7 protein-coding genes and 1 pseudogene are annotated in these 14,238 nt (G+C 29.9%); 7 read left to right on the forward strand and 1 reads right to left on the reverse strand.

From position 1 onward, the window contains the following. Positions 1-80 precede the first annotated feature (80 nt). The 3 genes from Ccar_RS24875 to Ccar_RS24885 all read left to right on the forward strand — a co-directional run bounded on the left by Ccar_RS24875 (position 81) and on the right by Ccar_RS24885 (position 4,505). Positions 81-1,919, forward strand: coding sequence for an APC family permease (locus tag Ccar_RS24875; protein WP_007063290.1), 1,839 nt, complete (start codon positions 81-83; stop codon positions 1,917-1,919). 506 nt (positions 1,920-2,425) lie between these two features. Next, the gene (locus Ccar_RS24880; RefSeq protein ID WP_007063289.1) at positions 2,426-3,649 is read left to right on the forward strand and encodes a M16 family metallopeptidase; all 1,224 of its coding nucleotides are present in this window, start codon (positions 2,426-2,428) and stop codon (positions 3,647-3,649) included. A 106-nt stretch (positions 3,650-3,755) separates the two neighbouring features. After that, entirely contained in the window at positions 3,756-4,505 is a 750-nt protein-coding gene (locus Ccar_RS24885) for a SagB/ThcOx family dehydrogenase (RefSeq protein ID WP_007063288.1), read from the forward strand. A gap of 203 nt (positions 4,506-4,708) precedes the next feature. Here Ccar_RS24885 and Ccar_RS24890 read toward each other — a convergent pair whose 3' ends face one another. Further along, positions 4,709-4,930: a heavy-metal-associated domain-containing protein gene (locus Ccar_RS24890; protein ID WP_007063287.1), complete on the reverse strand. Its 222-nt coding sequence runs from the start codon at positions 4,928-4,930 to the stop codon at positions 4,709-4,711. Positions 4,931-5,121: 191 nt separating this feature from the next. Here Ccar_RS24890 and recJ point away from each other — a divergent pair, with 191 nt between their 5' ends. The 4 genes and pseudogenes from recJ to nifJ all read left to right on the forward strand — a co-directional run bounded on the left by recJ (position 5,122) and on the right by nifJ (position 14,192). Beyond that, positions 5,122-6,900, forward strand: coding sequence for a single-stranded-DNA-specific exonuclease RecJ (recJ, locus tag Ccar_RS24895; RefSeq protein WP_007063286.1), 1,779 nt, complete (start codon positions 5,122-5,124; stop codon positions 6,898-6,900). 111 nt (positions 6,901-7,011) lie between these two features. After that, a complete protein-coding gene (locus Ccar_RS24900; protein WP_007065043.1) occupies positions 7,012-9,087 on the forward strand; it encodes a PAS domain-containing sensor histidine kinase in 2,076 nt (691 codons plus the stop codon). A gap of 112 nt (positions 9,088-9,199) precedes the next feature. Further along, the gene (locus Ccar_RS24905; RefSeq protein ID WP_179945267.1) at positions 9,200-10,249 is read left to right on the forward strand and encodes an undecaprenyldiphospho-muramoylpentapeptide beta-N-acetylglucosaminyltransferase; all 1,050 of its coding nucleotides are present in this window, start codon (positions 9,200-9,202) and stop codon (positions 10,247-10,249) included. 439 nt (positions 10,250-10,688) lie between these two features. After that, positions 10,689-14,192: pseudogene (gene nifJ / locus Ccar_RS24910) on the forward strand (pyruvate:ferredoxin (flavodoxin) oxidoreductase). Positions 14,193-14,238 lie beyond the last annotated feature (46 nt).

The following is a 14,238-nucleotide window of genomic DNA, read 5'->3' on the forward strand; positions in this document are numbered from 1 at the left end:
CTATGACAAAAAGATAGAATGATATATAATCATTCCATAATTTAAAAAAGATTAAAATATAACTTTGTAGAGGTGTAGAAATGGAGTTAAAGTTAGGTAAATTCCTTATAGGAAAAACTTTAAAAACAGATGAATTGAAAAATGAAAAGTTTAATGTATTTTGGGGACTGCCTATCTTGTCTAGTGATGCTATATCATCTGTGGCATATGCTGGAGAGGCAATTTTGCTCATTTTAATATCTACTATGGGAGCTGCGTCATATAAGTATATGTTTTATGCAACTTTGTGCATAGTAACTTTAATGTTTATACTTGTATTTTCTTATAGACAAACTATAGATAGTTATCCAGATGGTGGTGGGTCATATATAGTAGCTAAAGATAATCTTGGAACTGTACCAGGTCTTGTGGCAGGAGCAGCATTGTCTATTGATTATGTTCTTACTGTTGCAGTTAGTACCTGTGCAGGAACTGCAGCAATAACTTCCGCAGTACCTTCACTAATTCAACATAAGGTTCCAATAACAATATTTCTTATAATAATTATGACAATAGGAAACCTTAGAGGAATAAGAGAATCTTCCAGAATTTTTGGAGTGCCTACGTATATATTTATATTTGCAGTTATTGGAATGATATTATATGGAATAATCAAAGTTCACGTGTTTGGATACACTCCAGTTGCTCAATACGCGATTCCACAAGGGACAGGCCATATGAGTATAGGATTGTTTTTAACTGCCTTTGCTTCTGGATGTACAGCTTTAACAGGTATAGAAGCAGTTAGTAATGGTATTCCTAATTTTAAGGAGCCTTCACAAAAAAATGCAAAAGTAGTACTTGAATTATTGGCATTAACTATCTTTTTCGTATTTGGAGGTTTATCTTATTTAGCAACATTGTATCATGCAGTACCTAGAGCTGATGTTACAGTGGTAGCACAAATATCTGCTCAAGTTTTTGGAAAAAACTTTTTCTTCTATTTAATTCAAATAACAACAGCAATCATACTTATTATGGCTGCTAATACTGCTTATAGCGGATTGCCATTATTATTAGCTCTTATGGCAAAGGACGGATTTGTGCCAAGACAATTTGCAAAACGAGGAAAAAGATTAGGATTTTCCAATGGTATAATATTAATATCTGTATTTTCATGTATTCTTGTTATAGCATTTAAAGGAGATACTAACTTGTTATTACCTTTATATGCAGTAGGAGTATTTATATCTTTTACTTTGTCTCAATCAGGAATGTTTCTTAAATGGGTAAGAAGTAAAGAGGGTGCATGGAGACATAAAGCTTTTATAAATGGATTAGGAGTTATAGTTTCTTTTGGTACAGCATTAATAATTGGAGTAACCAGATTTAGACATGGTGCTTGGATAGTATGTATTGTAGTGCCAGCTCTTGTGCTTTTAATGATAAAAATAAAACATCATTATACAGTAGTTGCTGAGCAGCTAAAATTGAATGTAGATCAAAGACCAAAGGAAATAAATTTTGAAGAACAAAAAAGATATGTGATACTACCAATTGATACATTAAATAAAGCTTTTTTAAAGGCATTAAATTATGCAAGAACTATATCAGATGAAATAATAGTTTTTCACGTTTCAGTAGATGATGCTGCAACGGCAAAACTTCTTAAAAGATGGGAAGAATATAATGTAGGTATTCCTATAATTATAAAGAAATCACCTTATAGAAATATAGTAACGCCGCTAGTTAAATTTATAGAATCAGAAGAATATGCAGCAGGGCCTAGGGATACTGTAACTGTAATAATGCCTCAGTTTGTAGTTGGAAAGTGGTGGGGGAATATACTTCACAATCAAACAGCATTATTTATAAAAACTATGCTTTTAAAAAGAAGAAATATAGCAATGATTACGGTACCATATATAATTCAAGAATAGTAAAATAAAGAGAGAGGATATCTCTCTTTTTATTTTTGCAAAGAAAATAAAATTATGCGACACAAGGGTGCAGTTGAAGTTTGGATTTTAACTTTTACTCCGTGATATATGATAAGTGTGTCATCACGGCTAAATGTTTTAATTATTCTAAAGTTCTAAGGCTTTCCAAAACTTAGAACTAGGAATAATACTAAAACAATTTAGCTAATGTGATGACACACTTATCATATATCACTGCATAAAAGTTAAAATCCAAACTAGTAAGTTCAAGTGTACGCATCTAATTATATTGTTATAAGGAATTTTTCATATTAAAATTACAATAGTTACTACACAACTTTTTAAATTTTAGACATTAGAGTTCCTTAATAAACGGTTGGCTTTTATACACCATATATTCAATGCGGACTCCACCTAAAAAGTTGTGTCCCAATGTGCTTAGATTATGAAATTAGAATAAATAATGAGTTTAATTTGAAAAATACTTAAGAAGGGTGATTTATATTATGAAGAAAATGACATTAGAAAATGGAATGAAATTAATATATGAACATAGAGAAGGTGATTTATCATCTTTCTGCATTGCGTTTAATGGGGGAGCTTTAGAAGAAACAGGAAGATTTAAATTAGGTACAGCTCATGCAGTGGAACATATGATATCAAAGGGGACTAAATCTAGGAATGAAGAAGAAATAAATAAAATATGTAGTGAAATATTTGGATTTGAAAATGCTATGACTAATTTTTCATATGTAATTTATTATGGAACTTGTCTTTCTGAGGATTTTGAAAAAGGTTTAGAGGTTTATTCTGATATAATTTTAAACCCTACATTTCCTGAAAAAGGGTTTAAAGAGGAAATGAATATTATTTTAGAAGAACTTAAAGAATGGAAAGATGATATGTACCAGTATTGCGAAGATACATTGCTTTATAATTCTTTTTCAAGTAAAAGAATAAGGAATAGAATAATAGGAACGGAAGAAGATATAAAGGATATTACATTGGATGAAATAAAAAAATTTTATAATACTTATTATAATCCGAAAAATTGTGCTGTGGCTGTTTGTTCTTCTCTTGATTTTGAATATGTAATTAATATAGTAAATAATTTTTTTGGAAATTGGGGTAGAAGCTTTCATAAAATTATAGATGCAGGTAAGGAAAAAAATAAGGAAGGGTTATTTGTAGAAAAACTTACAGATATAGAAGGAGCTAAGATACAGTATCTTTTTTCTATAGATGAATTAAATGAAGAAGAATGCAGAGTTTTAAATTTGTTTAATTCAGCCTTTGGAGAAGGTACTAACAGTATAATATTTGATGAAATAAGAACTAAAAATGGATTGGCATATGATGTTAAGAGTTATATAAAAAATGAAAGAGGAGTAAAAAACTTTATTATAAGCATGGGAACTTCTGCAGAAAATGTGGATAAGGCTATAAATTTAATTAATGAAAAGATTAGAGAAATAAAAAATAAAAGAGGTTACTTTAATACAGAGAAAATAAAAGCTTTAAGTAAAAACATAAAATTAAAAAGACAGTTAAAACTAGAAAGAGCTATTCAATTATGTAAAGAATTAAGTACATATGAAATAATGTATGATGATGCAGAAAAACTTTATAAGGAAGTTGAAGGATTAGAGAATATTAATGAAGAAAAAATAATTGAAGTTATAAATAAAGTTCTAAATAACCCTAGTATTCAAGTGATAACTAGTAAATGAGAGATGTTTATAAAGTAATTTTTTAACAACATATGAGTTTTATGTTATAATAATTGTAAATATATTTGAATTTTAAGAAAATTTTCGGAAAGGCAGATGGTTTACTATGAATAAAGAAGTATTAAAAGATTTTTTAAAAGCTAATGTGTTTAAAGAATTAGATAATATTAAAACAGATCAGGAAAAGGAATTGGCTCAACCAGCAGTTCAAAAAAGTTCTTCATCTTCAATTCCTTTAATTGATTTGGTATCTATTCAAGATATAAATTTAGGGGAAACCAGTGTTTTCGAAGCATTGAAACATAGAAAAACAAGGAGAGTTTTTTCAAATCAGCCTCTATCTTTAGAAGAATTATCATTTTTGCTTTGGAGCGTACAAGGAGTTAAAAAAATAGTTAATAAAGGATATGCTACATTAAGAACTGTGCCTTCAGCTGGAGCTAGACATTCATTTGAAACTTACATAGCGGTTTCAAAAGTTGAAGGTTTAGAAAAAGGAATTTATAGATATTTACCTCTTGAACATAAATTATCCTTTTTGTTTTCTGTTGAAGATTTGCAAGGAAAATTAGATGAAGCTGTATTTAATCAAAGATTTGTAGGAAAAAGTGCAGTAACTTTTATTTGGACTACTATTCCATATAGAATGGAATGGAGATATGATATAGCTTCTCCTAAACTAATAGCCTTAGATGCAGGTCATGTTTGTGAAAACTTATATTTATCAGCAGAATGCATAAATTCAGGAGTATGTGCTGTAGCAGCTTATGATCAGGAGAAGATTGATGAGCTTATAAATGTAGATGGTAATGAAGAATTTACAATTTATTTAGCTGCTGTTGGTAAGGCAGAATAAAAATTTCACATTTTATCTTAAGCATATTGCTATACAGTATGCTTAAGGTATCTTCAAAAAAATAATAAGTCCAACTGCTAGTCTATTTTGTGTCATACAGCGTTGGCAGAACCCTTAGATAGGTTGACTATCTGTGGAACCTGCCTCCTTGCCTTACACAAAATATTCGCCGCATCTGGACTTATTATTTTCTTTCAGATGCCTTAAACATAAATTTTTTCTATTTCAGTAACTTTATATCCAACATTTGATATAGCAGATTTAATTATATCATCATCAATAGTTTTATTGCTTTCTAAAAATGCAATTTGAGTTTTTAAATCTATATCTACAGAAGTTACTTCTGAAATATTCATTAGAGCATGGTAAACACGATTTACGCAGTGCATACAACTCATTCCATCAATTGTTAATTTTTTTTTCATCTTAAGTCCTCTCTTTCAATTTTTATCACAATATACATTTTGTACATTTTAATGAATTTTATAACAAAATTAATGTTTAACTTAAAATATTGTGTGCAATTAAATCTAAAGGCATAATATAACAGTTACATATGCTTTTAACTTTCTGTTTTAGAATATATAATAATATAGTAAAGAAAGAGGTGGAACGTTTGAAAAAGAAATGGATGTTAAAAAGATGCAATGGAGATGCAAGAAATATAGCTAAAAATTTAGGGATAAGTGAAATTTTAGCATGCATTTTAATAAATAGAGGAGTAAAAACGGAGGATAAAATAAGGAAGTTTATGAATCCTTCATTGGAGTATTTATATGATCCTCTACTTATGAAGGATATGGATAAGGGAACAAGCATTATAAAGAATGCTATAGTGAAAAAAAATAAAATAGTAGTATATGGTGATTATGATGCAGATGGAATTATAAGTACATACATTTTATATTCTGCTCTTGTAGAATGTGGAGCTGAAGTAAAATATCACATACCAGATAGGATTACAGAAGGTTATGGTATAAATAGTGAAAGTATAAAAGTTCTTAAAGAAGAAGGATATGATACTATAATAACCTGTGACAATGGTATATCAGCCTTGGAACAAATAAAAATTGCTAAAGAACTTGATATGACAGTGGTAATAACAGATCACCATGATATACCATTTACAGAAGCAGCTGATGGAGAGAAAAATTTTGCTATACCTGAAGCAGATGCCATAATAAATCCAAAACAAGAAGACTGTAATTATCCTTTCAAATCATTGTGTGGTGCAGGGGTAGCATTTAAATTTGTACAAGTACTTTATAGCAAAATGGAAATAGACGAAAAAAAATCATATAAATTCATAGAATATGCAGCCATTGGAACTATATGTGATGTAGTAGATTTATTAGATGAAAACAGAATTATTGCTAAAAATGGTTTGGACATGTTAAACAAAACTGAGAATATTGGATTGAAAGCACTTATAAAGGAAACGGCTTTGGATGAAAAGAAAATAAATTCATATCATATAGGTTTTGTCATAGGACCATGCATAAATGCTACAGGAAGACTGGATAGTGCTACGTTGGCTTTGAAACTTCTTTTATGTAATGATGATGAAGAAGCTAAATGTTTTGCAAAAAAACTTCATGAATTAAACGTACAGAGACAAAACATGACTATGGATAGCGTAAATCAAATTATAGAGACTATAGAAAATTCAAATATGAAAAATGATAAAGTTTTAGTCATTTATAAAAAAGATGTTCATGAAAGCATAGCTGGCATTGTTGCAGGAAGATTGAAAGAAAAATATAATGTACCCTCTATTGTAATTACAAAAGGAGAAAAAACGCCTAAAGGTTCAGGGAGATCTATTGAAGAATACAATATGTTTCATGAGCTTACAAGATGCAAAGATATGTTAAAAAAGTTTGGAGGTCATCCTTTAGCAGCAGGATTGTCTATAGAAGAAGAAAATATAGATAAATTTAGGAAAGTTTTAAATGATAACTGTTGTCTCACAAAAGATGATATAACACCTAAAATAAGGATAGATAAACAATTAAGTCTAAATCAAGTTAACTTTGATTTAATAAATGAAATTCAAAAATTAGAACCATTTGGAAAGAGCAATTCTCATCCTTATTTTGCAGAAAAAAATATAAATGTATTTAGAGTATATTTTATTGGCAAGGAAAAAAATGTAGTGAAATTTTTCTGCAGAAATACAAATAACTTTGAAAAATTAGATGCTATTTGTTTTGATGGTGGAGATAAATTTAAACAAATTATAGAAGAAAGTTATGGTGAGAAAAGACTTAAAGAAATTTTGCAAAGTAATATAGCCAATTTGAAATTGGACTTTATATTTTCGCCAGAAATAAATGAATTTAATGGGAATAGGTCATTGCAATTAGTGGTAAAGGATTTTAGGTTATCCATGTAAAAATGTACTGCTATAAATACAATAAGGGGAACTTTGTGGTAGATAAAGAAATTAATTATGTTAAATGTATAATCTAATTTATCATAATTGTGAATTGGGGGAAGTTTATTAATGAATAACTCTATGAGTGATATATTCAGTGGCAGCAATTTAGCGGAAAAATTAGTAGAAACATTTCCGAATTTTTTATGTGCAGCGAATAAAGATGGGGATATAATTTATATTAATGATAAGGCAAAAAGTATCTTGCTTAAATATCAAATAAATGATTTTAAAAACTTTTTTGATGCTTCATGTAAATATGAACTTTCTACGGAAACTAATAAAGAAGTTGAAAAAAAAGATAATCCATTATATAGAGCTATAAATAATCAAGAAGATACAAAAAATAAAGTTTTAAAGTTTAAATGCAATTCTGAAATTAAATATGTTTCATTAACATGTTTTCCTTTAATAAAAAAAAGTAAAGTTGAAGGAGCAGTTTTAATATTTGCAAGTACATTAGATGATTATTTGTATAATGCAAAAATTAAAGATGAGAGAAAAAAGTTTTTGGAATTGTCAACAGAATTAAAGACTAAGTGCGACATTATAGAAATATTAAGAAATAGAGAAAAGCAGCATCTTATGCATTTAAAGGATGTTATAAACAATATTTCAGAAGGAATAATGGTTTTTGATACCAATGAAAAGTTAAGCTTGTGTAATAAGGCAGTTTTTAAAATACTAAATTTAAAAGTTATACAATTAGTAGATGAAAGTGCATTTTCAGAAAAGTATAAAGCAATTTACATTAATGATGAAGGTCAAACTACTGAAAAAACCATTTATGATTATATTAAAGTAAAAAAGACCATGAGAAATATGATATTTAAAATTGAGGATAGAGTTACTTTTGAAATTAAATATCTAGAATTAAATATATCACCTATATTAAATAAAAAGGATGAAATAATCTATACTATAATGACAATAAAAGATGTTACAGAATCAAGACTTCATCAAATAAATGCAGAAGAGCAAGCTGCTTTTATAAAAGATGTAGTAAATACTGTAGATGTTCCTATAGCTGTAGTAGATTATCCAGGTATAAGCTATAGGCTTATGAACAAAAAGTATGAACAAATACTTGGGTATAATAACTATATTATGTTTGATGAAAAGGCTTTAGATTGTGAAAAAGGAAGTTACAAATATGTTAAGGGAAATTTATATAAAATATTAAATAGTGTAGGAGAAAAAAACAAACCATATGCTATTAATCCTTATAAAATAGAAGATGATAAAGGTGAGGAAAGATTTTATAAGATAAAGTTTACCCCTTACAAAAATAAAAATAGCAATACTAGAATACATATTTATGGATCTGATATTACAGAAGAGGTAAATCATAATATTGAGCTTGAGAAAATAACAAAATTAAAGGATGAATTTTTTACGATAATTTCCCATGAATTAAGAACTCCGTTAACTATAATTTGTTCATCATTACAATTAGCTTATGATGTTTATGATAAAGAAATAACTCCCAATATGGACAAAACGCTTTCTAGAATTAATCAAAATTGCAGCAGATTGTTAAAACTTATTAACAACATATTAGATATATCAAAGGCAGAAGCAGGTTTCCTAAGTGTAAATAATACTAATTTTGAAGCAGTCTATGTAAGTGAGGTTATTATAAACTCTTCCAATTCCTATGCTGTAAGTAAAGGTATAGAACTTATCTTTGATACTAATCAAGAAGAAATTAATGTAAGGCTTGATAAGGATAAATATGAAAAGATTTTATTGAATCTTCTTTCAAATGCCATAAAATTTACGCCTGAAGGAAAAAAGATTATAGTAACGCTTAAAAGTGAGGAAGAATATTTTTATTTGAGTGTAAAGGATTTTGGTATAGGCATACCTGGTGACAAAATAAACTCTATATTTGATAGGTTTTCACAGTTAAATAGTTCATTGACTAGGAGGGCTGAAGGAACTGGTATTGGACTCGCTTTAGTAAAAAAAATAATAGAACTTATGGATGGAGAAATTGAAGTCATAAGTGAAGTAGGCAAAGGTACTGAGTTCATAGTGAAATTAAAAAAGGTTAGTGAAAAAGAAAATCATATAGGTAATTATGCTATTTTAACTGAAAATATAAATGATAGAATAAATGTGGAATTTTCAGACATAAACTAAAAGCTATAAGGTTGTGGACTAAACCATGCTAAAGTAGTATTATATAAATTGGAAATATGGATTTTATTATTTGAAATAAGTGTTGGGAGGAAAAAGGTTGAAAAAAATAATAATGACTGGTGGAGGTTCAGCGGGACATGTTACACCAAACCTTGCTTTAGTACCGAAACTAAAAGAACTAGGATATGAAATAAAATATATAGGAACTAAGGATGGTATAGAAAGAAAAATAATTGAACAAGAAAAGATTGATTATTATGCAATATCTAGCGGAAAACTTAGAAGATATTTTGATATAAAAAATTTTACAGATCCTTTTAAAGTACTAAAAGGAATATGTCAAGCAGTAGTAATAATGAAAAAAGAAAAACCTAATATAGTGTTTTCAAAGGGTGGGTTTGTAGCTGTACCAGTGGTTATAGCGGCTCATCTAAATAAAATTCCAGTTATTGCTCATGAGTCTGACATGACTCCAGGACTTGCAAACAGACTTTCAACTCCTTATTGTACTAAAGTATGTGTAACTTTCCCTGAATCCGTAAATAAGGTAAAGGATAACAAAGCGGTACTTACAGGGACACCTATAAGGGAAGAACTATTAAATGGAAGTAGAATATTAGGACGCAAAATTTGTGAATTTGGGCAAGAAAAGCCTGTGCTTTTAATAATAGGGGGAAGTCTTGGATCTAAATTCATTAATGATATTATAAGAAACAATATAGACAAATTTTTAGAAGACTATAATATTGTTCATATATGCGGAAAAGGAAACCTAGATAAAGGATTAGTGGAGAAAAAAGGTTATAAGCAATTTGAATACATAAATGAAGAGCTTCCGCATGTTATGAATGCAGCAGATATAGTTTTATCAAGAGCAGGTGCTAATGTAATATTTGAACTTCTAGCTTTAAAAAAACCTAATATACTAGTTCCACTTTCAAAGAAATCCAGCAGAGGAGATCAAATTTTAAATGCAGCTTCTTTTGAAAAGAGTGGATATAGTATTGTAATACAAGAAGAAGAATTGAATGAAAATGTTTTGATGGAAAATTTAAGAGAATTATGTAATAATAGAAATAAATATATAAATAATATGGAAAATAGCACAGTTAAAAATGGAACTGAAGCTATAATAAATACTATAAAAAAGTACACAAAATGAAAATGTTTAAAAATATTAAACAGTTACTTAAATTCAAAAAAACAGTTTGTCGAAAATTGTGTTAAGCCAATGGTTTCAAATGATAGGGAAATTAGTACAGTAAAATAAGAAGTATTTAACAGCAAAAAAAATTTTAATTAATACTTGAATAAAAGTACCTTTATATAGTAATATAAAATAAGAGATTGATAATGTGTTAAAAAGTTGTTTAAATGGTGTTTTACAACAAAATAAATTTGTTGTATAGTAAAAAAGTAGGCTTAATAAAAAAGTTTAAATACAATTAAAACAATAAATGTAACTTTTACAACTTATTAGGCATATATAAACTAGAAGAAATGACATAATATCATTTATTATGGCTATAATTAATATGCAGAAATTATCTGCATAATATTTTTATAGATTTTTAATATAAGAGAAAGAAGGGAAATTTTTTATGAGAAAAATGAAGACTATGGATGGAAACACAGCTGCAGCTCATATTTCATATGCATTTATTGATGTAGCAGCAATATTCCCTATAACACCATCATCACCAATGGCTGAACATGTTGATGAATGGGTAGCACAAGGAAGAAAAAATATTTTTGGACAATCTGTAAAGGTTATGGAAATGGAATCAGAAGGTGGCGCAGCAGGTGCTGTTCACGGTTCCTTACAAGCAGGTGCATTAACTTCTACATATACTGCATCACAAGGTCTTTTACTTATGATACCTAATATGTATAAAATAGCTGGAGAACTTCTACCAGGAGTATTCCATGTATCAGCAAGAGCACTTGCTACAAATTCACTTAACATATTTGGAGATCATCAAGACGTTATGGCTTGTAGACAAACTGGTTTTGCAATGCTTGCAGAAAGTTCAGTACAACAAGTTATGGATCTTTCAGCTGTTGCTCACTTAGCAGCAATAAAAGGAAGAGTTCCATTCTTAAACTTCTTTGATGGATTTAGAACTTCACATGAAGTACAAAAAATTGAAGTTTTAGAATATGATGAATTAAAAAATTTAGTTGATATGGATGCTGTAAATGCATTTAGAAGAAGAGCATTAAATCCAGATCACCCAGTAACTCGTGGTACTGCTCAAAATGCAGATATATACTTCCAAGAAAGAGAAGTTTCAAATAAATATTATGAAGCAATTCCTGAAATAGTTGAAGGCTACATGGCTGAAATGACTAAATTAACAGGAAGAGAATATCACTTATTCAATTATTATGGAGCTCCAGATGCTGATAGAATAATAATAGCTATGGGTTCAGTCTGTGATACAATTGAAGAAACAATAGATTACTTAACAGCTAAGGGAGAAAAAGTTGGTTTATTAACAGTTCATTTATATAGACCATTCTCATTAGATCACTTCTTTAAATATATACCAAAGACTGCAAAGAAAATAGCAGTTCTTGATAGAACTAAAGAACCAGGTTCAATAGGAGAACCTTTATTCTTAGATGTTAAGAATGCATTCTACGGAAAAGAAGAAGAACCAGTAATAGTTGGAGGAAGATATGGATTAGGTTCAAAAGATCCTGTACCAGCTCACATTCTTCCAATATTTGAAAACTTAAAATTAGAAAATCCAAAGAATGGATTTACAATTGGTATAGTTGATGATGTAACTAATACTTCATTACCAGTTGGAGAAGATATAGATACAACACCAGCATGAACTAAAGCTTGTAAGTTCTGGGGTCTTGGATCAGATGGTACTGTTGGAGCAAACAAGAGTGCTATAAAGATTATCGGAGACAAAACAGACATGTATGCTCAAGGATATTTCTTCTATGACTCAAAGAAATCAGGTGGAATAACAGTTTCACACTTAAGATTTGGTAAGACTCCAATCAAGTCACCATACTTAATAAATAAAGCTGATTTCGTAGCTTGTCATAATCAATCATATGTTTACAAATATAATGTATTAGAAGGATTGAAAAAAGGCGGTAAGTTCTTATTAAATACTATCTGGACACCAGAAGAAGTAGAAGAACATTTACCAGCTTCATATAAGAAATTCATAGCTGAAAATAATATTGAATTCTATACATTAAATGCTGTTAAAATAGCTCAAGAAATTGGTCTTGGCGGAAGAATCAACATGATAATGCAATCAGCATTCTTTAAGCTTTCTAACGTTATTCCAGTTGATGATGCTATTAAATACTTAAAAGATGCAGTTGTAACTTCTTATGGTAAGAAGGGACAAAAAGTTGTTGATATGAACAATGCTGCTATCGATAAGGGTGTTGAATCAATAGTTAAGATAGAAGTTCCAGCTTCATGGGCTAGTATCGTAGAAGAAGCTGCTGCAACTACTGAAATTCCAGAATTCATCAAAAAAATCGTTAATCCAATGAACAGACAAGAAGGAGACAAACTTCCTGTAAGTGCATTCGTAGGAATGGAAGATGGTACATTCCCACAAGGAACTGCTGCTTACGAAAAGAGAGGCGTAGCTATAAATGTTCCAGAATGGCAAATGGACAAGTGTATACAATGTAACCAATGTGCATTTGTATGTCCACATGCTGCAATAAGACCAATTCTTGCTAATGAAGCAGAAGTTGCTGCTGCACCAGCAGGATTTGAAGCTAAAGATGCATCAGGAGCTAAAGGACTTAAATTCCATATGGCAGTATCACCACTTGATTGTTTAGGTTGTGGAAACTGTGCTGACATCTGTCCAGCTAAGGAAAAAGCTCTTGTTATGAAGCCTCTTGATACTCAATTAGAGAAGTCTGCTGCATGGGATTATGCTTTAACAGTATCACATAAAGAAAACCCAGCTAAGAAATTCTCTGTAAAGGGAAGCCAATTTGAAAAACCATTACTTGAGTTCTCAGGTTCATGTGCAGGTTGTATGGAAACTTCATACGCTAAAGTTGTAACTCAATTATTTGGTGACAGAATGATGATAGCTAATGCTACTGGATGTTCATCAATCTGGGGAGCATCAGCACCAGCAACTCCATATACTACTAACCATAGAGGACATGGTCCATCATGGGCTAACTCATTATTTGAAGATAATGCTCAATTTGGTCTTGGAATGTTCCTTGGAGTTGAACAATTAAGAGATAAATTAGCTATGACTGTAAAAGAAGTACTAGGCGGAAATGCAAGTGCAAACTTAAAAGCAGCTCTTCAAGATTGGTTAGACAACATGAATGTTGGAGAAGGTTCAAGAGAAAGAGCTGATAAAGTAATAGCTGCAATCGAAGCTGAAAAGACTGACTGCGGTTTAGTAAAAGAAATATATGACAACAAAGATTTCTTAGTTAAGAGATCACATTGGATATTCGGTGGAGACGGATGGTCTTATGATATCGGATACGGCGGATTAGATCACGTTCTAGCATCAGGAGAAGATGTAAATGTATTTGTATTTGATACAGAAGTTTACTCAAATACAGGTGGACAATCATCAAAAGCTACTCCAACAGCTGCTATAGCTAAATTTGCAGCTAGTGGTAAGAAGACTAAGAAAAAAGATCTTGGTATGATGGCTATGAGCTATGGTTATGTATATGTAGCACAAGTTTCTATGGGTGCTGATAAGAACCAATTAGTAAAAGCTTTAGCTGAAGCAGAAGCATATCCAGGACCATCATTAGTAATTGGTTACTCACCATGTATCAACCATGGCTTAAAAGCTAGCATGGGTAAGAGCCAATTAGAATCTAAGAAAGCTGTTGATTGTGGATATTGGGCATTATACAGATACAATCCAGCATTAAAAGAAGAAGGAAAGAATCCATTTGTATTAGATTCAAAAGAACCAACTGGAGACTTCAGAGAATTCTTAATGGGCGAAGTAAGATATGCTTCACTTTCTAAACAATTCCCAGAAGCTGCAGAAGCATTATTTGAAAAAACTGAAAGAGATGCTAAGGAAAGACTTGCTGGATATAAAGAACTTGCAGCAAAATAATATAAGAAAAAAAAGAAGTGCTTAGGCACTTCTTTTTTTTCAGATT

Source organism: Clostridium carboxidivorans P7 (assembly GCF_001038625.1).
In the GTDB taxonomy this organism is placed as follows: Bacteria; Bacillota; Clostridia; order Clostridiales; family Clostridiaceae; genus Clostridium_AM; species Clostridium_AM carboxidivorans.

Coding starts and splice junctions, on each gene's coding strand:
- Ccar_RS24900 (WP_007065043.1), top strand. CDS start 7,012: ATGAATAACTCTATGAGTGATATATTCAGTGGCAGCAATTTAGCGGAA.
- Ccar_RS24880 (WP_007063289.1), top strand. CDS start 2,426: ATGAAGAAAATGACATTAGAAAATGGAATGAAATTAATATATGAACAT.
- Ccar_RS24885 (WP_007063288.1), top strand. CDS start 3,756: ATGAATAAAGAAGTATTAAAAGATTTTTTAAAAGCTAATGTGTTTAAA.
- Ccar_RS24890 (WP_007063287.1), bottom strand. CDS start 4,930: ATGAAAAAAAAATTAACAATTGATGGAATGAGTTGTATGCACTGCGTA.
- Ccar_RS24875 (WP_007063290.1), top strand. CDS start 81: ATGGAGTTAAAGTTAGGTAAATTCCTTATAGGAAAAACTTTAAAAACA.
- Ccar_RS24905 (WP_179945267.1), top strand. CDS start 9,200: ATGACTGGTGGAGGTTCAGCGGGACATGTTACACCAAACCTTGCTTTA.